The sequence below is a fragment of the Gracilibacillus lacisalsi DSM 19029 genome, assembly GCF_000377765.1.
Classification (GTDB): Bacteria; Bacillota; Bacilli; order Bacillales; family Amphibacillaceae; genus Gracilibacillus; species Gracilibacillus lacisalsi.
Genome location: NZ_KB898673.1, coordinates 62,897 through 87,503, shown reverse-complemented (window position 1 = coordinate 87,503; position 24,607 = coordinate 62,897). Strand labels below are relative to the sequence as shown.

At 37.6% G+C, this 24,607-nt stretch carries 22 protein-coding genes; 7 read left to right on the top strand and 15 right to left on the bottom strand.

Annotation, left to right across the window (positions count from 1 at the left end; genetic code table 11):
• Positions 1–64 precede the first annotated feature (64 nt).
• Both D569_RS0116350 and pta read right to left on the bottom strand, forming a co-directional pair.
• The gene (locus D569_RS0116350; protein WP_018933509.1) at positions 65–1,021 is read right to left on the bottom strand and encodes a nuclease-related domain-containing protein; all 957 of its coding nucleotides are present in this window, start codon (positions 1,019–1,021) and stop codon (positions 65–67) included.
• 48 nt (positions 1,022–1,069) lie between these two features.
• Positions 1,070–2,050, bottom strand: coding sequence for a phosphate acetyltransferase (gene pta, locus D569_RS0116345; protein WP_018933508.1), 981 nt, complete (start codon positions 2,048–2,050; stop codon positions 1,070–1,072).
• Positions 2,051–2,265: 215 nt separating this feature from the next.
• Here pta and hemQ point away from each other — a divergent pair, with 215 nt between their 5' ends.
• The 3 genes from hemQ (at position 2,266) to D569_RS0116330 (ending at position 4,059) form a co-directional block, all read left to right on the top strand.
• Positions 2,266–3,012, top strand: a complete 747-nt coding sequence (gene hemQ / locus D569_RS0116340) for a hydrogen peroxide-dependent heme synthase (RefSeq protein ID WP_018933507.1) — start codon at positions 2,266–2,268, stop codon at positions 3,010–3,012.
• A 126-nt stretch (positions 3,013–3,138) separates the two neighbouring features.
• Complete coding sequence (gerQ, locus tag D569_RS25100; RefSeq protein ID WP_018933506.1) at positions 3,139–3,666, top strand: spore coat protein GerQ; 528 nt, start codon at positions 3,139–3,141, stop codon at positions 3,664–3,666.
• Positions 3,667–3,813: 147 nt separating this feature from the next.
• Entirely contained in the window at positions 3,814–4,059 is a 246-nt protein-coding gene (locus D569_RS0116330; RefSeq protein ID WP_018933505.1) for a hypothetical protein, read from the top strand.
• Positions 4,060–4,102: 43 nt separating this feature from the next.
• On the opposite strand, the gene D569_RS0116325 is transcribed toward D569_RS0116330, so the two are convergent.
• From D569_RS0116325 to D569_RS0116315, 3 genes are read right to left on the bottom strand one after another with little or no spacing between them, the layout of a single operon-like run.
• Positions 4,103–4,471, bottom strand: a complete 369-nt coding sequence (locus tag D569_RS0116325) for a DUF423 domain-containing protein (RefSeq protein ID WP_018933504.1) — start codon at positions 4,469–4,471, stop codon at positions 4,103–4,105.
• Positions 4,472–4,490: 19 nt separating this feature from the next.
• On the bottom strand, positions 4,491–4,769 hold the full coding sequence (locus D569_RS0116320) for a YwdI family protein (protein WP_018933503.1): 279 nt from the start codon (positions 4,767–4,769) through the stop codon (positions 4,491–4,493).
• Positions 4,770–4,793: 24 nt separating this feature from the next.
• Positions 4,794–6,131 carry a sodium-dependent transporter gene (locus D569_RS0116315; RefSeq protein ID WP_018933502.1) on the bottom strand — a complete coding sequence of 446 codons (1,338 nt, stop codon included), beginning with the start codon at positions 6,129–6,131 and terminating at the stop codon, positions 4,794–4,796.
• A 115-nt stretch (positions 6,132–6,246) separates the two neighbouring features.
• Here D569_RS0116315 and D569_RS0116310 point away from each other — a divergent pair, with 115 nt between their 5' ends.
• A complete protein-coding gene (locus tag D569_RS0116310; protein WP_018933501.1) occupies positions 6,247–7,110 on the top strand; it encodes a fructosamine kinase family protein in 864 nt (287 codons plus the stop codon).
• A 517-nt stretch (positions 7,111–7,627) separates the two neighbouring features.
• Here D569_RS0116310 and D569_RS0116305 read toward each other — a convergent pair.
• Positions 7,628–8,671: an acyltransferase family protein gene (locus D569_RS0116305; protein ID WP_018933500.1), complete on the bottom strand. Its 1,044-nt coding sequence runs from the start codon at positions 8,669–8,671 to the stop codon at positions 7,628–7,630.
• A gap of 118 nt (positions 8,672–8,789) precedes the next feature.
• On the bottom strand, positions 8,790–10,022 hold the full coding sequence (locus D569_RS0116300) for an aminopeptidase (protein WP_018933499.1): 1,233 nt from the start codon (positions 10,020–10,022) through the stop codon (positions 8,790–8,792).
• Between the two features lie 149 nt (positions 10,023–10,171).
• Here D569_RS0116300 and D569_RS0116295 point away from each other — a divergent pair, with 149 nt between their 5' ends.
• Positions 10,172–13,216: an efflux RND transporter permease subunit gene (locus D569_RS0116295; RefSeq protein ID WP_018933498.1), complete on the top strand. Its 3,045-nt coding sequence runs from the start codon at positions 10,172–10,174 to the stop codon at positions 13,214–13,216.
• A 75-nt stretch (positions 13,217–13,291) separates the two neighbouring features.
• Here the strand turns inward: D569_RS0116295 and D569_RS0116290 are convergent, their stop codons facing one another.
• The 4 genes from D569_RS0116290 to D569_RS0116275 form a co-directional block, all read right to left on the bottom strand.
• Positions 13,292–14,686, bottom strand: a complete 1,395-nt coding sequence (locus D569_RS0116290; protein WP_018933497.1) for an L-cystine transporter — start codon at positions 14,684–14,686, stop codon at positions 13,292–13,294.
• Positions 14,687–15,181: 495 nt separating this feature from the next.
• The gene (locus tag D569_RS0116285) at positions 15,182–15,631 is read right to left on the bottom strand and encodes an OsmC family protein (RefSeq protein ID WP_018933496.1); all 450 of its coding nucleotides are present in this window, start codon (positions 15,629–15,631) and stop codon (positions 15,182–15,184) included.
• A 62-nt stretch (positions 15,632–15,693) separates the two neighbouring features.
• The gene (locus D569_RS0116280; protein WP_018933495.1) at positions 15,694–16,470 is read right to left on the bottom strand and encodes a TerC family protein; all 777 of its coding nucleotides are present in this window, start codon (positions 16,468–16,470) and stop codon (positions 15,694–15,696) included.
• 281 nt (positions 16,471–16,751) lie between these two features.
• The gene (locus tag D569_RS0116275; RefSeq protein ID WP_018933494.1) at positions 16,752–18,470 is read right to left on the bottom strand and encodes a phospho-sugar mutase; all 1,719 of its coding nucleotides are present in this window, start codon (positions 18,468–18,470) and stop codon (positions 16,752–16,754) included.
• Positions 18,471–18,617: 147 nt separating this feature from the next.
• Between D569_RS0116275 and D569_RS0116270 the strand changes: the two genes are divergently transcribed.
• Complete coding sequence (locus tag D569_RS0116270; RefSeq protein WP_018933493.1) at positions 18,618–19,724, top strand: AI-2E family transporter; 1,107 nt, start codon at positions 18,618–18,620, stop codon at positions 19,722–19,724.
• 111 nt (positions 19,725–19,835) lie between these two features.
• On the opposite strand, the gene D569_RS0116265 is transcribed toward D569_RS0116270, so the two are convergent.
• The 4 genes from D569_RS0116265 to D569_RS0116250 all read right to left on the bottom strand — a co-directional run bounded on the left by D569_RS0116265 (position 19,836) and on the right by D569_RS0116250 (position 24,094).
• Positions 19,836–20,354, bottom strand: a complete 519-nt coding sequence (locus D569_RS0116265) for a GNAT family N-acetyltransferase (RefSeq protein WP_018933492.1) — start codon at positions 20,352–20,354, stop codon at positions 19,836–19,838.
• A 674-nt stretch (positions 20,355–21,028) separates the two neighbouring features.
• Positions 21,029–22,156 carry a TRAP transporter substrate-binding protein DctP gene (gene dctP / locus D569_RS0116260; RefSeq protein WP_018933491.1) on the bottom strand — a complete coding sequence of 376 codons (1,128 nt, stop codon included), beginning with the start codon at positions 22,154–22,156 and terminating at the stop codon, positions 21,029–21,031.
• Positions 22,157–22,221: 65 nt separating this feature from the next.
• On the bottom strand, positions 22,222–23,493 hold the full coding sequence (locus tag D569_RS0116255; RefSeq protein ID WP_018933490.1) for a TRAP transporter large permease: 1,272 nt from the start codon (positions 23,491–23,493) through the stop codon (positions 22,222–22,224).
• Positions 23,494–23,521: 28 nt separating this feature from the next.
• Positions 23,522–24,094, bottom strand: a complete 573-nt coding sequence (locus D569_RS0116250; RefSeq protein ID WP_342662693.1) for a TRAP transporter small permease — start codon at positions 24,092–24,094, stop codon at positions 23,522–23,524.
• Between the two features lie 323 nt (positions 24,095–24,417).
• On the opposite strand from D569_RS0116250, the gene D569_RS0116245 reads away from it, so the two are divergent.
• Positions 24,418–24,606 (top strand): SE1832 family protein, encoded by a 189-nt coding sequence (locus tag D569_RS0116245; RefSeq protein WP_018933488.1) that lies wholly within the window; start codon positions 24,418–24,420, stop codon positions 24,604–24,606.
• Position 24,607: the final 1 nt, after the last annotated feature.

Here is a 24,607-nt window from a genome sequence, read left to right as displayed (position 1 = left end):
TTTAATCGTTTATTGGACACTTTCGGGAATTTACTGGACACTTTTTGATGTTTATTGGACACTTTTAATAAAAAGGGATTAGTTTTGGATGTTTATAGATAGCATTTTTATTTGCTCCTTCTTTAATGAAACCTGCGCGTACCATCAACTTTCGAGCAGCGTCAGGAGATTTCATACATAAAAAGTGAGATGCTAACTGCTTTGTCACTCTATTATTCGATAGTAGTGCGATCTGATATAAAAACTTATGGTGTGCATCGGTACTTCTCGTTCGACAAAAAGGACATTGCCAACGCATTCGCTCTCTTCGCATGGACCGTTTGTTACAAGAGGGGCATGGTAATCCTTTGTGTAAATCATCCCACAAAATGGCGTGTTTTTCTAGTATCGAAATCGCACGCTCACGATGATTTTCCACTAAGAATTGTTCGATTTGTTGGTTTGCTTCTTCGGAAATAACGGGAGGGTGCTTTTCTGCTAAATTTTCTAAAATAGCTGGCACTCTTTGGGATGTTAGTACGCGTTGATATTCAGGATAGTCATGTAAACGGAGGATCGCGTTAGGATTGACAAAGACTGCGAAGCGATAAGTTGGTAATTGGTCGATGTTGTGAGCGATAAAATAGGCACGTAAATTAGCATATTGGCGATCGACTTGCAAAAGCGGATCATCAAAACCTTCTTTGATGCCGTCTATGATACGTGTCAACTGATGGGACTTCGCATCAAAATAAATTTCTCCTGTGTGACTTTTCACTTCAAATATAACTCGGAATCCTAATCCGAGAACGAGCCAATCGAGTTGGAATGCACTGTGGTGTTCGAGTCGTAACCTTTTGATACATGTTAGAGATGGAACCTGTGCTTGATCGAGGTAGTAAGCGAGGTTGTCTTCTCCAGCTTGTCCAGCTTCTTGGCGCCGGAATTGGTTGATAATGTTTGGGTACTCAGGATGTTGTTCTGGAAGGAGTTCTAGGAGTGCCCGATATTGTTGCCATAAAATGGGGCTGTCGGGTTTCATATCTATTCTCCTTTCTCCCCTTAATATAGCAAAAAGCACAGTAGAAATCTACTGTGCGTCTAATGCTTGTGCTGCGGTGATTAGTGCTAATTTATAAGCATCTTCACTGCTGCATCCACGTGATAGGTCATTTACAGGCTGGTTAAGTCCTTGCAGAATTGGGCCAACTGCATCAAAGCCACCTAAGCGTTGGGCAATTTTGTAGCCTATGTTACCAGCTTCAAGGCCCGGGAATACAAAGACATTTGCGTCACCATTCAAAACAGAGCCCGGTGCTTTTTTCTCTGCTACCGATGGTACAAAAGCTGCATCAAACTGGAATTCGCCATCTAATGTTAATTCCGGAGCTTTTTCTTTTGCGATGTTAACTGCTTCGGCAACTTTCTCTGTTTCTTCTGATTTTGCTGAACCTTTTGTTGAGAAGCTAAGCATTGCAACGCGAGGGTCAATATCAAACAGTTTTGCGGTTTCGGCACTGCCAACTGCAATTTCTGCTAAGTCTTGACTGTCTGGTGCAATGTTGATCGCACAGTCTGCGAAAACATATTTCTCCTCTTCGCGCACCATAATAAAGACGCCAGAAGTTTTCTTGATACCTTCTTTCGTCTTGATAATTTGTAATGCTGGGCGTACTGTGTCAGCTGTAGAATGCGCTGCACCACTTACTAAACCGTCTGCTTTGCCCATGTAAACAAGCATCGTACCAAAATAATTTTCGTCTACTAACATCTTACGTGCATCTTCTTCTGTAGCTTTCCCTTTACGGCGTTCCACGAAAGACGTAACCATTTCGTCAAATTCAGCGTAAGTGCTTGGATCGAGAATTTCCACTCCATCGATAGCAACACCTAGCTCTTTCGCCTTCTGTTCCACTTTTTCATGTATTCCGACTAATACAGGTTCAACTAATCCATCTTTTTTCAACATGCTTGCTGCAGTTAAAATTCGTTCGTCTAAACCTTCAGGAAACACGATTTTTCGAGCATTTCCTTCTAATCTACCTTTAATATCCGCAAATAAATCGCTCATGTTATAACCCTCCAAATTATTATCTGTATTATATGATACGCGTTTTTGTGTAATAATGAAAGTAGGAATCAAAATGAATGCGTTTCATTATAAAAAATTTTTAAATTGTTCATTTTTCTGTAAAAATTTGTTATTTGATACAGCATTTCAATAAGTATTTTTCCCCAAATATGTTATATTAAAACGAAAGAATCAATTCTAAGGAGTGAATCAAAATGCCAGAAGCAGTCGAAACAATGGATGGTTGGTACTGTTTACACGATTTACGTAAAATAGATTGGACAAAATGGAAAAAAGCTTCCGAACAGGAGCGCAAAGAAGCAGTCGATGAATTACAAAAGATGCTCCGTGAATGGGAAGAAGTATCAGAAGCACGTGATGGCAGTCATGCGTTCTACTCTATAATGGGACAAAAAGCAGATATCATATTAATGATTCTTCGCCCAACAATGAAAGAACTAGAAGAAATTGAATTGCGTTTTAATAAATCAAAATTTGCTGAGTTCACAACACCAAGTTACTCATATGTATCTGTTGTAGAACTATCCAAATATATGTCGAAAGACAATGACAACCCTGAAGACAATCCTGGTGTTCGCGCACGCTTAAAACCGAAGTTGCCACAATGGGATCATATTTGCTTCTACCCGATGGACAAGCGTCGTGAAGGTAATGATAACTGGTATATGCTGCCGATGGATGAACGCCGCCAATTAATGTATGAGCATAGTTTGACGGGCAGAAAATATGCTGGTGAAATCAAACAAATTATTACCGGTTCTATGGGCTTTGATGATTGGGAGTGGAGTGTGACATTATTCGCCAAAGACGTGCTACAACTTAAAAAGATTGTCTATGAAATGCGTTTTGATGTTGTCAGTGCACGATATGGTGAGTTCGGACCATTCTATGTTGGCAATATATTAAATACAGATGAGATTCCAGCTTATTTAGCTGTCTAAACACACGGTATTTACCGTGTGTTTTTTCTTTATGCATGTTTACGAAACAAAATGCATATAGATGGCTAGTAGGAATGCGGAAAAAGCACGAGCATATTTCCGATTATAGAAAGGAGTCTTTTATCGATGAGTCAAAATCAAAACCAGAACCAACAGCAACCTGTGAATATGCAACCATATACTCCACAAGGCTATTATGGTATGCAAAGCGGTTATGGAGGATATCAGTATCCATATGGACATATGCCACGAATGGATCAACTTGGACAGATGGGACAGATGGGACAGATGGGGCAGATGGCACAGTCGGGAGGGCCGATTGGAAATGGACAACAACAGCAACCATCTGTTTCAGACGTACCTGGCATGCTTCCGGCAGAGGAGTCCTATATTGAAAACATCCTTCGCTTAAACAAAGGCAAAAGGGCTACCGTGTACATGACGTTCGAAAATAATGACCGCTGGAATGCCAAAGTATTTAAAGGAACGATTGAAGCAGCAGGCCGTGATCACATTATTTTAAGTGATGCAGAAACAGGTAAGCGTTATGTGTTATTGATGGTATACTTAGATTATATTACATTCGATGAAGAGATAAATTATGACTATCCATTTAATCAAAATCCAGGTACCGCAAACTATTCGCCACGCTAAAGCTTATCGCCTACTGCAGGTAAAAAACCTGAGTCTACGTGAATTAACTACTTTACTGTAATCTATTTTCCTAACGTGGAAAAAGTATATACTTCAACAGCGCAGACACAAGTAATTGCTTGTGTCTTTTTTATGGAGGTAAAGATCGTGAAGAAAAAAGCTTCAAACGATGAAATAACGGTTGCCTGTTTTAGTTTGACACTCGTATTTATTATACTTGCATGGCAAAATCAATCAACTTTGCTAGGGGTGATTGCTTTAGCAAGTTTAAGTATAAATTTATTTATCGAAGCTTGGAAAGAGTGGAAAAAGGGGCATACATTTTTCTTTTCACAATTTATATTACGAGGTATTGGCATCATCGGAATTATGGCGCTTTTACTTTTTCTATAGGTAAAACAATGACCCTTTGGTGATAGCAAAGGGTCATAAAAAGCTAGATAAACTTAATTACGGCATAGCCTAACAACACCCAGCCGACTAAAAATGCCAGTCCCCCAATTGGTGTAATCATCGCAAATGTTTTGATCTGGGTTGTGGAATAGATATAGAGACTGCCAGAGAACAAAATGATTCCCGCAAAGAAAAACCAGCCTGCTGCCACGATACTTCCAGACGTAATTTTAGGCATTAATAAACCTGTTGCAAGTAAGGCGACAGTATGAAACATTTGATATTGTACTGCTTTTTCCCACGTAGCAAGCATCTTCTCTGATAATTTTCCTTCTAGACCATGGGCACCAAAAGCTCCCAATGCCACGGCCAGAAAACCATTTAGAATACCTAATAATAAAAAGATTTTCATCTGTATCTCCACTCCCTATTTAAAAGTCAAGTAGTGAATCTCCATTAGCACCGTCATCTTCCACCTTTTTCTCTTGTTTTAACGGTGGTTTTGGCGCAGGTTGTCCCACCATTTTCTGCCACTCTAAATCATCAATTGAGCTCGTAGATTGAGCCGGAGCACTCTTATCCTGATCTAATAATAAATCTGTTAAAGATTGTACTGCTTTCGCATGCTCTCGTACTTTGCTTTCATTATTTAATGCTTGTTCACATTCGGCTATTATCTTTCGTAAAATCTGCTGATTGGTAATCGCCATAATCGCTCATCCCCTCTCCCGCTATTATACAATTCCAAGCGAATTTAAGAAAATGATAGCAATGATAAATGGTGCGATGAATTTTACTAGTACATACCAGAGACCACCAATTGGATTATTCGTTAAATCCGATGCTTCCAACGCCTCTTGTTTGCTAAAATACCAGCCGACAAATAATGCCATCGTTACTCCTCCAATTGGTAAGAACACATTGGATGATAGAAAGTCCATCGAATCTAAGATGTTGCGATCGCCAATTAAGGTGATCCCGCTCCATTTTCCCATTCCTAAAGAAACTGTAACACCTGATGCAAAAATCACGAGTCCGACAATAAGTGATGCTAATTTTCTCGACATATTAGCCGCACGCATCAAATAGGCAACCGGCACTTCTAGCAATGAAATCGAAGAAGAAATCGCCGCTAAGCTTAATGCTGTAAAGAATACCAAACCAATAACACCACCGAAATTCATTTGATAAAAAATTTCCGGTAATGTGATAAATACAAGTGGCGGTCCAGAACTAGGGTCAATGCCAAAGGCAAATACAGCTGGGAAAATGACAATCCCTGAAATGATCGCAAATAAAGTATCCATCACACCAATTCCCACTGTCGCACCTGGTAACTGATGTTGTTTCGTTAAGTAACTTCCGTAGGTCATCATCGTACCAACACCTAAACTTAGTGAAAAGAAGGCTTGTCCCAATGCTGCAATATAGACAGAAGGATCATCTAATACAGACCAATCCGGTTGAAAAAGAAAAGCAAGTCCTTCACCTGCGCCAGGTAATGTCACACTATAAATCGCTAGTGCAATCATCATTAATGCTAAAATCGGCATTAATATTTTATTGGCTAGCTCTATTCCCTTCTTTACCCCGACTAATACGATAAACATGGTAATCCCCATGAAAAGTGCATGCCAGAATAATGGCGCATAATCCTGTGAAATAAAAGCCTCAAAGGAGCCACCAAATCCAATGTCCGGCATCTCGGTCATTGCACCTGTTACATATCTCCACCAGTAGTACAACGCCCAGCCAGCTACGACACTGTAGAAGCTTAGAATCAGAAAGGCACTTGCAACACCTAAGTAACCGACCATAAACCATGGTTGTTTCGGTGCTAATTTCTTATACGATCCAACTATATCTCTTTGCGCCTTTCTTCCGATGCTCACTTCTACTAATAATAATGGAATACCGATAACTAACACACTCAAAATATATAAAATTAAAAATGCGCCTCCACCATTTTCACCAGCAACATAAGAGAACCGCCAAATATTACCTAAACCAACAGCAGAACCCATTGCAGCTAGCATAAAACCTAACCTTGATGCCCAATTTTCTCGTTGCATATATCTTTTCACCTCTATTACCTATTAATAAATTCTTTCCTATTGTACACGATAGAACCTCGCTTTTCTACCTTGATTTTTAGATGCTATACTAGTTTTACAAGGAGGGAGCGTTATGCACGAAAAGTTACAATTAATCGGGGATAATTCCCCTGTCCAGCTTGTTCAACCAATAGCTGGTGGTGATATCAACCAGGCTTATTATGTCCAAACAGCTGAAAAGCATTATTTCATCAAAACCAATCAACATGTACCTGCAGATTTCTTTAAAATGGAAGCGGATGGCTTAGAACGAATTCGTGCTACCAATACTATTGCTGTACCAGAAGTATATTATTATGACATCGCTAAAGGTTATGAAGAAATGGTGCTAATCATGGAATGGGTGGAAGGAAACAAAAGTAATTCGACTGGTCGAGTATTAGGAGAGAATTTAGCAGCTTTACATTTAGCTGAGACAAGTTCATCTTATGGGTTAGATCAAACAACTTTTGTCGGGGAATTGACACAGGAAAATATCTGGTATGACAGTTGGGTTGACTATTACCGGGAGATGCGCCTTCGCCCACAAATGGAAATTGCTATGGAAAAAGGGAGAATGAAGGGTAAAAGACAGAAGCGGATGGAATCTTTGTTAGTAAATCTCGATCAATACATACCGAAAACTCCGCCAGTATCACTGCTGCATGGTGATTTATGGGGTGGTAACTGGCTTGTTGGAAAAGACGGAGAACCTTATTTAATTGATCCATCTGTTGTTTACGGGGATCATTTATTCGAAATAGCGTTTACTGAGTTATTTGGCGGTTTTCCGGCTGATTTTTACCAGAGTTATCAAGCAGTGTTTCCTTTGGAGAATTATTACGAAGAAGTAAAGCCAATTTATCAATTGTTTTATTTGCTTGTCCATTTGAATTTATTTGGCGAAGGATATGGTGGGGGTGTAGACAGAATTCTTGCACGATATGGCAAGCTTTAAAGTAGTTGACTGGTATTTAAACGACAAATCTTTTTTCGTGATAGAAGATTTGTCGTTTATACAACTACTGAGCAAAATCCGCTCAGGCCTTATGACTAAAAGCTAAAGATTTACCATTTCTCTAGCATCCATTATGAAATACTTGAACAGCTTAACCACCGCTCCGGCTGCCCACTTCCCTTTCCGTGGGGTTTGACCTTCAGCTAACTTTTTCGAGCAAAAACCGCTCGAAAAAGTGGATCTTCAGGCCAAACGATTCCCACAGGAGTTGAAGTGGGCGGCCTTCGCTAAGATCTGCTCTACAACGCTAGCATGAAGTAACACGGCTGCTTTTATACTCACGGATAGCGGCCAATTGTAAAAATGTCAACCTATTACTTATGACAAGAATTGTTGGGCCTTTTCCGAACGAAGTAATTAGTCGGAGCGTTGCCATAAAATATTTCACAATAACTACTTCGTTTTACATGGTTAATGCGCTGTTTTTATACTTTCTTTCCATACAAGAAAAGCCATCTTATGATGACTTTTCTTGGTATTGATATACTTGATCTGACGATTGGCGTTTGTTTTTTCGTTCTTTCCACCATTGTTGAATGCGGTCTGTTCTTCCTTCGACGATTGGTTGAGTGAAGGTTACAACCCATTTGGATGCTAAGAACCATACAATGGCAGCCGCAATGACAGCAAGGCCCAATGTGTCAAGGTTTTGGTCTACTGCCAATAAATGCGCTTGACGACCGTATTGAATAATAACACCATGTAATAAATAGACATACATCGTATTTTGACCAAGTGTTGTAAAAGAGTAATGTTTATTCGGGACTAAAAGTAATACCGAAAAAACCATTATTGTTGCTACGATATATAACAATGCACGAATCAAACCACCATTAGCCGCTGCATCCAACATCTGATAAGAATGGGAACCAAATAACCATTCGGAAGGGATTGTTGGTGTCACATAACTTACAATAAACACCGCAATTAACGCGCCTACTGCGATTGCCTTTTTATTGACTGTCTGCCATTTAAATATTTGATCCTTGCTCAGCCAGTATCCGATTAAGAAAAAAGGGAAAAAGACAAGCGTTCTTGATAAACTAAAAGATGGTCCGATAAATGGTAAATACCCAACCAAAACACCTATTACAAAAGCTAAAGAAATTCCGTAAAAAGGTTTTAACTTTTTAAATCCAATCAATAATATGTGCCAGCTAAATAAACTTAATAAGAACCACAATCCCCAATGCGGATCATACAACGTGGTATCCCAGCTATTCTTACCTATGCTTAAAAAGTAGACAGAATAAAATACCTGGAATAAGAAATATGGAATTAGGATCCTTTTGGCTAATTTAAGCAAGTAGCCTTTATCACTTGCACCTTTCGCAAAAAAACCACTCACTAAGATAAACACCGGCATATGAAATAAATATATCCATTGATATAGAACATTAACTAATTCGATATGCTGTTTTAAAGGTTGAATTAAATGACCAAACACAACTAAAAATATAAAGACTAGCTTGGCATTATCAAAATAAGCTTCACGTTGCATCTATTTATTCTCCCTTTTTTAACGGTTTTATACTATCTTACCCTCTATAAGGAAGAACCAAAAGTAATTCCGTTTATTGTTAACAATTTGTAAATGTTGTGTTAAAGTTTTGAAATTTTTAGAAAGAGATCGCCCATGTACCATTACGGAAAATCGCCTCTTTTTCTCCGTCTTTTGTAATACCATCAATATTCATATCTGCAGAGCCAATCATAAAATCTTCATGGACAATACTGTCATTGACACCGTATTGATCCATCTCCTTCTCCTTCATATCAGAGCCGCCTTTGATATTCGTTGGGTACGCTTTTCCTAAAGCTATGTGACAGGAAGCATTCTCATCAAATAGGGTATTAAAGAAAATAATCCCCGCTTGAGAGACTGGAGATTCATGCGGTACTAAGGCAACTTCACCTAAGCGAGATGCTCCATCATCATCTGCTTCTAATAACTGTTTAAGCGCTCCTTCTCCCTTCTTGCATGAGTAATCAACTACCTTACCGTCTTTAAATGTCAGGGTGAAATTCTCAATTAATTGGCCTTGGAAACTAAGAGGTTTTGTACTAGTTACTTGACCGTTAACTCCGTACTTATGTGGCATCGAGAATACTTCTTCTGTCGGTATATTCGGATTGAATGTCACGCCATCTGTCGCCTTTGCTGCTCCTCCATGCCAAATATGTCCTTCTGGTAATTCAATCGTTAAGTCAGTACCTGTCGCTTGAAAATGGAGTTTTGCATAATTTTTCTCATTTAAATATTCACGTGCATTGCGTAATAATTGATTATGTTCATTCCACGCTTCGATTGGATCATCTTGATCAGCGCGCGCAATACGGAAGATTTCTTTCCAAAGTTGTTCCTTCGCTTCTTTTGCATTTAAATCTGGATATATTTTTTGTGCCCACTCTGTAGTAGGATAACCAACAATCGACCAACGTGCTCGGTCGTTCATCAGGTAATCACGGTATTCTTTTAAAGCAGTAGAACTTGCTTTCGTTACGGCTGCCATTCGTTTCCCGTCAATATCTTGCAAGAGGTCAGGGTTTTCACCATAAATATTTAATACTGCATAGCCCTCCTTCACCATGCTAACCATGGCATCTTTTCGCCATTCGGGGAACGTTTCTAACACTTCCATTGGCGCATGTTTCATTTTTAAATACGTTAATTGATCATCTTTCCATTCAACATGGACATTTTTTGCTCCCATTTCATACGCTTCTTTGACAACGATTCGGACTAATTCAATCGCTTCAATCGGGGCCTGGACTAGTAATCCTTGACCTTCTTGTAAATTCACACCTGTATGTAATGCTAGTTGAGCATATTTTTTTAATAATTCCTGCATATGTCATCCTCCTCTAATTAGGGTACTATCATATTATGCTAGTTGATTGGATGAAAATGCAAACGTTTGTTGTTTTCATTTATTTAATTATATACAATATACATAAATCAAACCCCATCATTGTGGGGAATTTAATGAGGTGGAGTTTTTTGGAAACATTAATTAAATATCGAAAAATAGTTTGGATTTTCGTATTATTATTTATGATCACTGGAATTTTCACCTATATACAAACGCCAAAACGAGACATACCGGAAATAGAACAAAATATCGCTACTATTTCAACTGTCTACCCTGGTGCAAGTCCTGAAATAGTCGAACAGATGGTTACAAATATTGTTGAAGAGGCAGTAATGGAGATTGATGGGGTTGATCAAGTGACATCTGCTTCCACATATGGTTTTTCCAACATATCTGTTAAATTAGAAGATAATGTTAATAGTGATCTCGTTAATTCCACGATACGTCAGACAGTACAAGATGCTCAAAACAGCCTACCTGATGAAGTAATGTCACCCGATGTAACCACAAATTTAGCAACCTCCAGTGTTGCTACTTACCATCTATTAAGTGATGATCGTAAACAATTGTTGTCTACTTATGAACAAATAGAAAATTGGAAGTCTACTTTAAGCGAAATAAACGGAATAGCTGACATTTCAGTGAAAGGATTACCAGATCAAAAATTAGTTATTTCACTAGACCAAGAATTACTTCAAGAAAATCAAATTCAACCAAATCAAGTAATTGAAGTCATTCAAAATGAATTAACTCCAAGTGCGTTAGGAACTGAACGAGACCAAGATCAAAATATCTTATTACATATTGACTCTGTAAACCAACTGTCACAGTTAGAGACTATTAAGATAACAGCGGATAAAAATCTTACTGACCTTGCTACCATTTCGATAACCAATAATTCGGTTGAAGATTTAATCACACATAATCAAAAAAACGTCATCTCGCTAACACTGTTCGCAGAAAATGGTGTGAACATCTCAAGCCTGCAATCCAAAATCGATGATAGAATATTGAGCTTAAAAGAGGAGTTACCTGCTAATATTTCTGTAGAACAATTTTATTCACAAAGCACAATTATCGATGAAGTTTATACGAATTTACTCATTTCCTTTGCAATATCCTTACTAGCTGTTATCGTTATTATGATTCTCGGGTTACCATTATCTTCTGCTATATTAGTAGCATTCGCTATCCCTATCTCGATTATTATTGGGTTAATTCCTTTGCCATACACAGGAGTAGATCTTAACCAAATCTCGATTATAGGTATTATTGTAGCGATAGGTATTCTAGTAGATGATGCAATTGTTGTAAATGATAATATAATGCGACGTTATCAATTGGGAGACGCACCACTCGAGGGAGCAAAAAAAGGAGTAAAAGAAGTTGGTGTGTCGATTGTGACATCCACGTTATTAATCGTGTTCAGCTTTTTTCCTTTAACCTTTTTGTCCGGTAGTAATGGAGAATTTATTAGAGCTTTACCAATTGCCCTTATCGGAACGATTATTGCTTCTACGCTTCTTTCTTTGATGGTTATTCCTACTATTCAATATACAAGACAATTAAAATTGCATCGTTTTAAAAAACGCAAGTCCGGGTTACTAACAGGCCTTTTCCAGTGGTTAGAAGATCGCTACACGAAAAACATTTTACCTGTAACACTGAAAAAACCTTTGTTTACCGTAGTAAGTGGGATAGTTGTATGTATTTTGTTACTGTTACTTGTTATCAAAGTACCATTTGAATTCTTCCCTGCTGCAGATCGCCAGGAAGTAACACTGTCCTTTACACTGGATGAAGGTACACCAATAGAGGAAACAGATCAAAAACTAGCTGAAATTGAGCAATTTATTCAGGAAAATATGGATCATGTTGATGAAACCGTTCGGTATACTGGGTCAGGGCTACCTAACATCTTTAACTCAAGCCTAACGAGGGCCGGTGCAAATACCGGTCAAATAGTTGTACGTGTTGACCGTGACCAAACCTCTGCCGATCAATTTATTAATCTCTATCAGGATGAACTACGAGAGCAATTCCCTGATGGAGAAATCTTTCTAGAAACAATTGTTTCCGGTCCACCGCCATCGCCAACAATGGAGTTAAAACTTAAAGGATCTGATTTAGCGGTGTTACAGGAGCAATCTAATTTTTTAAAGGATGAATTAATTAAACTTGATTCTGTTGATATTGCAACAGTAAATACTGGAACAAGTCAATTAGTAAAAACTTATGAGATCGATCGTGACTTCATAGCAGAAAATGGGATTGCGATTCGTGAAGTAAAAAACACACTTCAGCTTGTCAATGCTGGTATACCACTTTCTGAAATAAATACAGATACCAGTAGGTGGAGCATGGAATTAGTATTGGATGAAGGAGCAGAACAAGAAATCGATCTTAGCTCATTACATGTATTCGTGGCTTCAGACGAGGGCATGCCGGAAATTTATTCATATGATGAGTTTGTATCTACTACAACTGAAGAGCAAACCGCAGCAATCACTCATGAGAATGGGGAAAGAACTTTTACTATTGCTGCATATGATTCTGGTGAAGGAGATTTCGCTGCTGATACATCAGACTTAATTGAAAAACAGAACACAGCGTTTGCTCAGTTAGGTGATAATTATGAGTTAACTGAAGATGGGGAAGCAAGTGCAGAGACAGAATTTTTTGTTGAAATCGCTAAGTTATTTGTGATTGTACTATTTTTAATCTATATAACACTGGCCATCCAATTTAATTCATTATTGATGCCTATCTTAATTACAAGTACTGTTTTTTTAGCTATGACAGGAGCAGTTGTTGGTTTATTTATTAGTGGTCAGCCTCTAAGTTTTTTAGCAGTACTTGGTATTGTTTCTTTATCTGGTATTGTAGTTCGTAACTCGATATTAATCATAGAATTTATTGAACAGAACAAAGAGCGTTATGTCGGTAATACCATTGAAGCCATTATTGCAGCAGCTCGTGCAAGATTACGACCAATCATTTTAACAGCGTTGACTTCGATTGCTGCGTTAACACCCATTATCATTATTGGTGATGTCTTATTTCAACCATTAGCAGTATCGATTGTGTCTGGGGTAATTTTCTCGACAGTGTTGACTTTATTATTACTTCCAGCCTTTTATATAACAATGGATCGATTAAGCGTTAAAGAATAATAAAGCAGTTGATATGCTTGATCATCATACATGACAAAACCCCTCTTACGGCTTGTAAGAGGGGTTTTAAGATAACTATACTGCGATGTCTTTATTGATTGCTTCTTTATCATTATATTTTTTAATGTTTAGTTTTTTCATTATTTTAGATGTTAGTGTGCCAGATAAAATCGAGTCATTAACGTTTAACGCTGTACGCCCCATATCGATCAGTGGTTCTACAGTGATAAGTAAACCTGCTAATGCTACTGGTAAGTTCATCGATGATAACACAATTAATGCAGCAAATGTTGCTCCACCACCAACACCGGCAACACCGAAGGAACTAATACCAATGATTAAAATCAATGGCAATAAGAAACCTGGTGATAATGGATCAATACCTTGCGTTGGTGCGATCATTACCGCTAACATCGCAGGGTAGATACCCGCACAACCATTTTGACCAATCGTTGCCCCAAATGATGCTGCCATATTCGCTGTACCACTATGGACACCTAGACTTTCCTTCTGTACCTGAATCGTTAACGGAATAGTACCTGCACTTGACCTAGATGTGAAGGCAAAGCTTAATACTGGTAATACTTTTCGTGTGTAAGTCAATGGATTCAATCCAAACAAAGCTAAGAGAATCATGTGAATGATAAACATGATAATCAACGCAACATAAGACGCACCAACAAATTTACCGAGCTCAATAATACCTGCTACATTTGTTTGTGCTACCGTATTTGCCATTAATCCTAAAATACCAAATGGTGCTAAGCGTAAAATGATGGTTACAATACGCATGATTACAGTGTAGAAAGTGTTGACGATATCTACAAATTTCTCTGCTTGTTCCGGTTGTTTTCTTCTTACACCTAATACGGCAACCCCAACTAGAATCGAGAAAATAACAACAGCAATAACAGATGTTGCACGTTCTCCTGTCATATCTAAGAAAATATTAGATGGAATAAATTCTAGAATTTTTTGAGGTGTTGTCATCCCTTCAACTGATCCTAGTGTTTCTTCTAGTGACTCCGCTCGCTCTTGCTCAGCTTGCCCCATTTCTATTTGGTCTGCATTTAAATTAAAGATAGAAGAACTAGTTACACCAACTACTGCAGCAACCATAGCGGTAGAAACAAGAATACCAATAATCCATGCTGACATTTTTCCTAATTCTGATGATTTCTCTAAATTAATGATAGATTGAATAATAGAAACCATTACTAATGGTATAACGATCATCATTAATAGGCGAACATAGCCGCGACCTACAATGTTATACCAATCTGTCGTAGCCGTAACGACTTCAGAATCTGCTGAATAAGCAATCTGTAAAAAGGCACCTAGAAGAATACCTAGACCTAAACCTGCGAAAACTCGTTTACTGAACGATACATATTTTCGCTGCATACCTATTAAAATACCAATGAATAATAGCATAATGGCAATATTGATAATTATGAAGACTGTGTTCATCTTTTTTCCTCCTTCTAATTAATCTGATATAAATACTTGGAATATCATACAGTTAATTATGTATTATGTCAAAACTTATGTTTTGTGCTTGTATCAACGTTTATTTTGAGATGGATATTGGGCGTAACAACCGCTACGGCTTGCCCACTTCGCTTTCCGTGGGGCGTGTCTTCAGCTAACTTTTGTAAAGAAGATCGCTTTACAAAAGTGGATCTTCAGATCACGCTGATCCCACAGGAGTCGAAGTGGACGCCTACGCTAATTAATGCTCTACAATGAATGTACTCGCTGACATCCATTTTTTATTACACAGGTTAAGAAAGCTCGAGAAGTTAGCTTAGGCGAAAATCCCGTGGAAAGGGAAATGGACAGCCGCAGCGATGGTTTCCTGTACAAGCTATTTCAAAATGGCTACTCTGCTTACAGATGCGTTGATACCGCGGATTATACACTTTCCTATATTACAAAAAAACTTGCACTCACGAGGAGTACAAGTTAGCTTGCAATTGAAAGGTCTTCTTCTAACACTAGTTCGACGTTTCCTTTAATTGCTCGAGAGATCATACAGGATGACTCTGCTTGTTTCACGATATTTTTTAGTTTTTGCAAATGATCGGCCGTTGCCTCTTTATTTAATACGACAACAGGACGATGAGTGATTCGTTGATAAGTAAATACTCCATTGGTGACATCCACATCACCTACAGAGCTTAACTCTATGTGTTCAAGAGGCAAATGCGCTCGTTCAATCATTGCGGCCATCGTAATTAAATAACAAGTAGCAGCAGCACCTAATAACATTTCATCTGGATTCGTACCAACACCTGGACCATCCATTTCAGGCGGAATGGAAATCTTAGTGTTTAAATTACCTGATTCAATATGTCCTACTTCGTTTCTGCCACCAGGCCACGTGGCCTTTAACGTAAATTGGTGTAATGCCATTTTATTCATCCTTTCTCTTCCACCATTATAGCGATGGTTGACTTGGTGATAAAATGATTTGTTTACGCTTCAGCTTCTCCTTTTTTACTAGATAGAAACCAACCAGCTACTGCGATAGCAACAAGGACAAGGTAGAACGTTAATTTCCAAGGTAAGGAATGTGCAAAATCATGTGATAATAAATGAACATCTTCATGCGCTAATACACTTACTACTAATTTAATACCAACCCATCCGACAATAACAAATGCTGCCACTTCCAATCCAGGACGGTCCTGTAATAATTTAACAAATACATTCGCAGCAAAACGCATAATGATTAGTCCGATCATCCCACCTGCTAGTACAACAAGGAATTGCCCTGTATCAAGGCTTCCAATTGTACCTAAACCTGTTGCTGGTAAAGCAACGGCTAATGCAACAGCTGCTAAAATCGAGTCCACTGCAAATGCTAAATCGGCAAGCTCAACTTTTAAGACGGTCATCCAGAAGCCAGTTCCGCCTTTTTCCACTGCCTCTTCTGCCTGTTCTTCTGCACCCGTTTCTCCTTTATTCTTCTTACGATATGTGTCGTATAAGTGCTTAATCGAGATAAATAATAAATAAGCAGCTCCAATTGCCTGTACTTGCCAGACATCAACAAGGAACGAAATAATAAATAAGGAACCGAATCTTAAGATAAAAGCACCAGCCAAACCATAAAACAATGCTTTTTTTCGTTGTTCTTCAGGCAAATGCTTAACCATAATCGCTAAAACAAGCGCATTATCTGCTGCTAAGATCCCTTCTAAACCAATTAAAACTAATAAAACCCATCCGTACTCTAATAATAATTCCAAACTACTCCATCTCCTTTAAAAAAATATGATCTTCACCAGTTGGTAAAGATCACACAAAAAAACGAGACCTTTACCACTGGTGGTAAAGGTCTCGCCAACAACGCCTGAGTTGCCAATAATGCCGGAGATAATTCTCGAAATGACGACATTTATTGTAATAGCTACTCCCCTTTATGTATGTTATTACTATAAGTCTTTTTTTACTTTCTGTCAATCTCTACCTATCAAAAAGAATCTATACCATCGCAGTGATAGCATTAGGTTCTTCTTTTTCCGATTCATTATACATTAATAATCTTATTTATTCTTTCCTCTACTTCTGCTTGGATTGTTTGCAATAGCGATTCGCTCTTCTCTGCGTTATCTGTTTTAACACCGAAATAGCTCTTAATTTTAGGTTCTGTACCAGAAGGACGGAAGCATACCCATGCATCATTTTCCAGTAAAAATTTCATCACGTTTTCTTTTGGTAAAGTAATGTCTTCCTCGGTCGCATCTACTGGTAACTGACGCTTGCTGCTTTGATAATCTTCAATAGCCATTACTTGTAATCCACCTAATTGTGTAAATGGATTTTCACGAATATCTTCCATAATGGAGGCAATTTGCTCCGCACCATCTTTACCTTTTAAGGTTAAAGACTTCTGTCCTTCTAAGTAATAACCGTGACGTTCGTACAATGTGTCTAATGCTTCTAATAATGTTTTGCCTTTCGCTTTCCAATAATTCGCCATTTCACATGCTGCTACTGCTGCTTGTACCGCATCTTTATCACGAACGAAATCACCAATTAAGTAGCCATAACTTTCTTCATAACCGAAAAGGAAATGTCTTTGATCTGATTCAAATTGCTTGATTTTCTCACCGATAAATTTAAATCCTGTTAACGTGTCGAGCGTATTAACACCATAATAGGAAGCGATTGCTCTTCCTAACTCTGAGGTTACAATCGTTTTAATTACTTGTCCATGTTCAAGTTCCTTCTCACTTACATGAGATAATGTGTAATCTAATAATAGTGACCCAAGCTGATTACCTGTTAAGACTTGGTAGGACCCACTGCTATTCTTTACAGCAACACCTAAACGGTCAGCATCTGGGTCTGTACCAATTAGAATATCCGCATCGATTTCTTTCCCTTGCTTGATTGCCAATTCAAATGCTTGATGCTCTTCAGGATTTGGCGACTGTACTGTCGAGAATTCCGGATCAGGCTTTGCTTGTTCTTCTACGACATGTACTTGATCATAACCTATTTGAGCTAACCCTTTTAATACGAGGTCATGTGCCGTCCCGTGCAATGGTGTAAAGACTATATTCACATTATTTTCTTCTGCTTGCTTTTGAATGGTTTTGAGCTCGCTAAGATAGGCATTATCTACCGTTTCGCCAACCCACTCCAATAGACCAGCAGTTTCGACTTCTTCTTTGCTTTTGACGGTAACATTTAATTCATCTTCTACTTTATTTACCTCTTCTATGATCGCAGCAGCTTCTTGTAATGGTACTTGTCCGCCATCCTCGTTATACACTTTAAAACCATTATACTCAGGAGGATTATGACTCGCGGTAATCATAATACCAGCAGCTGTCTTTAAATAGCGCACCGCAAATGATAGTAATGGTGTTGGGCGTAGTGATTCAAATACATACGCTTTAATATCATGTGCACCTAATACCTTTGCCACTTCAACGGCAAATTCTTGTGACATATAGCGGGAATCATACGCAATCACAACTCCTCTGTTATGTGCATTATCTACATTTTTCGTTATGTAATTTGCTAATCCTTCCACCGCTTTACGAACGGTATAAATATTCATTCGATTGGTTCCAGGCCCCAGCATCCCTCGCATTCCACCTGTACCAAAAGTTAAATTCTTGTAAAAGGAATCTTCTAACTCCTTCTCATTTTGGGATAGTTGTTTTAGTTGTTCTTGTAAATCTTCATCTAGCGTTACATGAGTTGTCCATCTTTTTAATGTATCTTGCCATGACATGTGATTTCCCCCTTAGTCCTACATTATATATTCTTATACTAGCATAGACTTTCTATTGTTTCTATTGTAATCTCACACTATTTGGAAGAGACTTGTGTTCCAAAAACCATTTTTTTCATTTATATGATAGAATAGGATTAACGAATAATGACAGAAAAGGTTGTGGCACTTTTGTTTGAAAAAAAGAGCATACGGATTCTCGTAACATGCATACTTATTTTTACGCTAATCTATCTCCTCTCTTTAACTAAGTTTATATTTGAACCTGTTGGTGCTTATCTGACTGCCATTGCGGTTCCTATCATAGGAGCTGGGATTATCTTTTATATTACAAATCCTATTGTTAATTGGTTAGAAAAAAAGAAAGTACCGCGTATTGCCGGTACGTTTATCGTATTTCTCATCATCGTCTTAGTGATTACGATTATTATTAACTTCGTTGCTCCTATTGTACAAAGACAATTTTCAAACTTTGTTGATAGCATTCCAAAAATGGTAGAAAACGCAGAGAGACTGTTTAAAATGTGGCAGGAAAATCAAAACATTATACCACCGCAATTTGAAAATGCGATCCAAAATGTAATGGATAACTTAGACCAATATGCAGAAACCATTACGTCCAGTATTATCGGAGTTATCGGCCAAATTTTCAGCTTTGTTTTTGCCTTTTTCTTAATTCCATTCTTCCTTTTCTTCATGTTAAAGGATGGATATAAATTTGTACCTTTTGTTTCAAAATTTCTTAGCCCTAAAAAGGCACAAAGCTTTAAAACTTTAACTACAAACATTAATCATACATTGGCATCCTTCATCCAAGGGCAGTTTATCGTCAGTGTTTGTGTCGGTGCTATGCTTTATATTGGTTATTTGATCATTGGTCTCGATTACTCCTTGTCCTTAGCGTTGTTCGGATTATTAATGAACTTCATTCCATTCTTAGGTCCGTTTTTATCAGCAATTCCTGCCATTATCGTTGGGTTCTTTCAAGAACCGATCATGGCTTTTTGGGCTGCAATCGTGATGATAGTCGCACAACAGATTGAAAGTAACCTTATCTCACCAAATGTAATGGGAAGAGCGCTATCCATTCATCCGTTAACGGTTATTACCTTGATTCTAGCAGCAGGAGGAATTGCAGGATTTTTAGGATTATTGTTTATCATTCCTGCTTATGCAGTTGTCAAAACGATCATTGCGCATTTCTATCGTGAGTGGAAGAAAAAACAACCAGAAGAGGATCCAGATTTGTTTTAAGCGTGAAGAATTGATGATAGTATAAGATACCATGGCATTTCGCCAATTAAGTTGGCGAAAGCCTGTTACCTTATAGAAGATTATAAGACTTATAATGATAGATACTCTGCATTATTTTAACTGCTTGACCATAATATAATTATTTTGTTCCTCATCTCCTATATAAATCGAGTAGGATCCTCTCTTTTCAAATCCCATTTTTTCGTGAAAATCAATAGCATTTTTGTTTTTCCGCCATATGCCTAACCAGATCTCACTTTTGTCTCGCTCTCTTGCGATGTCAATTGCTGTTTGTAGTAATAATTTACCTAATCCTTTCTCATGAAAGGTATTTTTCACGTAAATGCGTTCGATTTCCAGTGCATTATCACCAATTTGGTATGTTTGAGCTTCTCCTTCATTTACTTTTAAGTAACCTGTTAGCATGTTGTCTACGTATTGGAATAAAAATGTTGAGGATGGATTGGATAATTCTTTCGTAAGTTGTTCTGTATTGAAGGCTTGGTCTAAATATTCGTTAATATTTTCGGGTGTGTTTAGATGACTGTAAGTTTCATTATATGTTTCTGTACCTATGTCCTGTAACAAATGCAAATCTTCCAGTGTACATTTCCTGATACTTGTCTTCACTTAACCCTCTCCTTTACAGTTTAGATTTACATTAAACTTTGCTTATGCAGCAAAATTTAACGGCAGATAATTTAAGTATATTGTGAAATTCATTCAGAGTCAATGAAAGCGAATTCAGATTTAAAATATTTTTTTATGTATAGTCCTTATCACTAACTGTTAAGTGGATCTGCGATTGTTTTAGTAGCCATTTTCAAATATATCAATCGCATAACCACCACTCCAACAATTTCCACAGGAGTGAAAGTGGGCTGCCTTCGCTAAGGTCTGCTCTACAACTCTAGCATGAAGTAACATTGCTGCTTTTATACTTATGGATAACGATTCTTGCTATTTTCTATTTTATAAAAGTCAACCTATTACTTCTGACAAAAATTGCTACACCTCTTCAAAGCTGGAAACTAATTACGTAGACTCCTGCGGGAATAGCGCGAGCCGAAAATCCACTTTACAAAGTGATTTTCTTTGCAAAGTTAGTTGAGGCCGTGCCCGCGGAAAGCGAAGTAATTAGTTGGAGCGTTGGCAAACACACATAAAATATATCAAAATAACTACTTCGCTAAACACGGTCATTGCACTGATTATATACTTTCTTACCTTTTAAAAAAAGTTGTGATACTAAGGTTTAGACAGAAAAAAGCCTTAGCATTCCGCTAAGGCTTTTTGATGAATGTTTATTCACCCATTATTTCTGCAATTTCTTCTTGCAGTTTATCGAAGATTGCCGGATCAATACCTTCTACTTCATCACGATAGTATTGATGTACTGGCTCTGCAACTTCTCTAAACTCAGCGATCTGATCTTCTGTCAGTTCGATAATCTTAGTTTCGTTGTCAGTATCAGCTTCAATTGCTTCTAAACCTGCTTCATTTTGAGCTTTTTGCTCATCAAATACCCAATCTTGCATTTCTTCTACAGTTTCATCTACTACTGCTTTTACATTGTCATCAAGACCGTTATACCAATCCGTATTAGCCGTAGTCATCGCTACATAATTATTATGGTTCGAAATGGTGACAGTGTCTTGTACTTCATGGAAACTTGCAGATTCAATAAAGAAAATCGGATTTTCTTGAGCGTCAACTGTTTCACGGTCTAGTGCTTGGTACAGTTCACCCCAACTTAATGACTGTACTGTTGCACCGTATGCATCATATGTTTCACGCATTAATGGTGACTCTTGCACACGCATATTGAGCCCTTCCCAATCAGAAGGAGATTCAATACCAACATTACTAGACCAAGCCATTGCACCTTCAGTCCAGAATGAAAGTGGTGAAATACTGTGTTCTTCATATTTTGCACGTAAATCCTGGTTCAAAGCTTCACTATTTGTTAATACTTCCTGTACTTGCTCTTGATCCGATGGGAAGAAATAGTGAAGTGAGAAAATCTGTCCGTCTGGTACTTGCCCACCTGTAAAACCTGGTGACATGACTGCAAGCTCAACTCCACCTTGTTGTAATAATTGCGCTTGGTCAACTTCACTTCCAAGTGCACCATACTCTAGTGGTTCTACAGTAATTGCTCCGCCAGTTTTTTCACTAATACGGTTAGCAAACTCTGCTGCATATTCGTATTGAACCTCTCCTTGAAGTTCTTCTGTTACGAATTGCCAACTATCTTCTTCAAAATCTCCAGCAGCTTCTTCTCCGCCTTCGTCCGTTTCTTCTGTAGCTGTATCGTCACCTGTGTCTTCTGTTCCTTCTTCTTCGTCGCCTCCACCACATGCTGCTAGCAAAAAGCTAAGCGTTAAAATGGAGATCATCATAAGGAAAAACTTTTTGTTTAAAATGATCATTACCCCCTAATAATTTTTGTAACAATTTATTTAAAGTGGCTGAATAGATAAACCACTTTAATAACTTAGATTAATACTAATGATAATTGTGGGAAGATAATTAGTAGAACACCAATTATCAATAACATGATAATAAATGGCGGTGTACTTCTAATAACTTCTAAGTATGGTTTCTTAAATACCGCACTTGCTGTAAAAATATCTACACCAAATGGTGGTGTTGCTGAACCTAGTGCTGCTTGGAATGTAATAATAATTCCAAGGTGTATTAAATCTACACCTGCTTGCTCTGCTGCAGGAGCAAAAATAGGTGTCAATATTAAAATAACCACAATAGGATCTACGAACATACATCCTACAAAGAAAAATATACTGACAATAATTAACACATATACTGCACTTGGGTCAGTTCCCAACACAGCTTCAGTGATCTGTTGTGGAATTCTAGCATACCCAAGTACCCACGTAAATAATTGTCCACCAGCCACTAAAATAAATACGGCCGATGTAACTAACCCTGTTGAAAGGGCGATGCTAGGGAGTTTTTTCCACGGTATTGTTTTGAAAATGAGTACTTCTAAAATAATCGCATATAATACCGAGATACCGGATGCTTCAACCGGTGTAAAATATCCTAAATAAATACCACCGATGATAATAACAGGAAAACCTAGTGGTAATAAAGATTTTCTTAAAAACTTAAATCTGTCTGGCCATGATACTCTTTCAGCTAACGGGATATCTTTTATTCTTGCATAAATAACACTATAAATTGTAAACGCTAAGAACACCATCAGACCTGGAATAATACCAGCAATAAATAAATCACCAACTGATACACCTGATCCTGCCGCCATAGCGTAGATAATCATCCCAATACTTGGAGGTACAAGCAATGCGGCATCACTTGAGTTAATGATAAGTGCCATGGCACTAGAATCTTTATAACCGACCTTTAATAATCTTTCACGCATTGGTCGACCTATTGCAACAACCGTTGCCTGTGTTGATCCCGAAATTGCACCAAACAATGTACATGCTGCTGCTGTCGTAACTGCATATCCCCCACGAATATGGCCTACAAACGCACCAATAAAGTCCAATAATCTGTTTGACGTTTTTCCAGATGTCATAATGTCTGCTGCAAATATGAATAACGGAACACATAATAATACAGGTGATTCAATACCTGTTAACAATTGCCCCATTAATAAATCCATATTTAAATTCGGATTAAAAATTAACATGATGATAACTGGTCCTAAGATTAACGGTATCATCATCGGGAAATTTAACAGCAATAATATAACCATTATCGTTAATAATGTGGCTAACATAAACTTTTCCTCTCTACTCTTTTATCGTTTATACAGATAAATCTTCCAACTTTACTTCTTTTGTCTCTTTATCATTGTAATCTACTGCATCGATACCTAAATATACTTTATCTTTTGCCTTAGCTGTAAAGTTAACGTACGTATTACGTAAAAATTGAATACCTGCTGTTACGAAACCGATTGGAATAAAGACAGCCATTAAATATCTAGGAAGTTCTAATGAAGTCGTGATTGCTCCTGTACTATGTTCAAACATCACATAGCTGTAGGAGAAGTATGCCATAGCAAACATCACAATCGCAGTTACGAAATTAATAAAAATCATCATAATTTTACGCACTTTGAACGGAGCAAAATCATAAAATGCTGACATACTGATATGTCGCCCTTTTCTAGCTGCATATGCAATCCCCATGAATGTGGCAATAACGATTGCGAATTTACTTACTTCATATGCAAAGTAGAAAGCTCCCGATTGAAACACTTCACGTGCTATAACATTACCTACTATCATGATGGAAATTAATATAATCGAGAAGCTAAGGATAAATTCCTCCAACTTCATAACAATCTTGTCTATCCAACGAAATATTTTCAACAATTCCTTCCTCCTCTGTATAAAGGATTACTGCATTTCCGAATTTATACTATATTTAATGTTACAAAAATGTTGCATTCTTCACAAATTTACTATACCCTGATTGAGATCAATTAAACCACAAATAGTCGTATATAAAAAAAATGTTCGGCTTTCATGGATATATAATGTCGTATGCTCATAAATAATTCATAATCCTCCAAAAAAGGTACATCCTTTTCATTTTTTTGGTAGTTTTTGTTTATTTTAGCATGTTACTTGCCTATTCTCGTTAACTGATTTACGCTTTACTATGAAGTAAAGAATTCATATTTGGAGTGAATAAGATGAATAAAAAAGAAATCGAAGCGGAAATAGAAGACTTAAAAGCTGATTATACAAGACTATCTGCCGACCTTGAAAAATTAGTATATGTTGGCGGGAACACAGAATATAATGAAAAAGAATTGGAACGCTTAGCAGCTAAAATTTCCTCCCTTCGCCAAAAGCTCCAAAAGAATTCATATTTGGAGTGAA

Bases quoted from the DNA above. Each gene is read 5' to 3' on its own strand.
- hemQ (WP_018933507.1), top strand. From the start codon at position 2,266: ATGCCAGAAGCAGTCGAAACAATGGATGGTTGGTACTGTTTACACGAT.
- D569_RS0116270 (WP_018933493.1), top strand. From the start codon at position 18,618: ATGACAGAAAAGGTTGTGGCACTTTTGTTTGAAAAAAAGAGCATACGG.
- D569_RS0116305 (WP_018933500.1), bottom strand. From the start codon at position 8,671: ATGCAACGTGAAGCTTATTTTGATAATGCCAAGCTAGTCTTTATATTT.
- D569_RS0116285 (WP_018933496.1), bottom strand. From the start codon at position 15,631: ATGGCATTACACCAATTTACGTTAAAGGCCACGTGGCCTGGTGGCAGA.
- D569_RS0116315 (WP_018933502.1), bottom strand. From the start codon at position 6,131: ATGCAACGAGAAAATTGGGCATCAAGGTTAGGTTTTATGCTAGCTGCA.
- D569_RS0116350 (WP_018933509.1), bottom strand. From the start codon at position 1,021: ATGAAACCCGACAGCCCCATTTTATGGCAACAATATCGGGCACTCCTA.
- D569_RS0116325 (WP_018933504.1), bottom strand. From the start codon at position 4,471: ATGAAAATCTTTTTATTATTAGGTATTCTAAATGGTTTTCTGGCCGTG.
- D569_RS0116290 (WP_018933497.1), bottom strand. From the start codon at position 14,686: ATGAACACAGTCTTCATAATTATCAATATTGCCATTATGCTATTATTC.
- D569_RS0116300 (WP_018933499.1), bottom strand. From the start codon at position 10,022: ATGCAGGAATTATTAAAAAAATATGCTCAACTAGCATTACATACAGGT.
- D569_RS0116310 (WP_018933501.1), top strand. From the start codon at position 6,247: ATGCACGAAAAGTTACAATTAATCGGGGATAATTCCCCTGTCCAGCTT.
- D569_RS0116245 (WP_018933488.1), top strand. From the start codon at position 24,418: ATGAATAAAAAAGAAATCGAAGCGGAAATAGAAGACTTAAAAGCTGAT.
- dctP (WP_018933491.1), bottom strand. From the start codon at position 22,156: ATGATCATTTTAAACAAAAAGTTTTTCCTTATGATGATCTCCATTTTA.
- D569_RS0116320 (WP_018933503.1), bottom strand. From the start codon at position 4,769: ATGGCGATTACCAATCAGCAGATTTTACGAAAGATAATAGCCGAATGT.
- pta (WP_018933508.1), bottom strand. From the start codon at position 2,050: ATGAGCGATTTATTTGCGGATATTAAAGGTAGATTAGAAGGAAATGCT.
- gerQ (WP_018933506.1), top strand. From the start codon at position 3,139: ATGAGTCAAAATCAAAACCAGAACCAACAGCAACCTGTGAATATGCAA.
- D569_RS0116275 (WP_018933494.1), bottom strand. From the start codon at position 18,470: ATGTCATGGCAAGATACATTAAAAAGATGGACAACTCATGTAACGCTA.
- D569_RS0116255 (WP_018933490.1), bottom strand. From the start codon at position 23,493: ATGTTAGCCACATTATTAACGATAATGGTTATATTATTGCTGTTAAAT.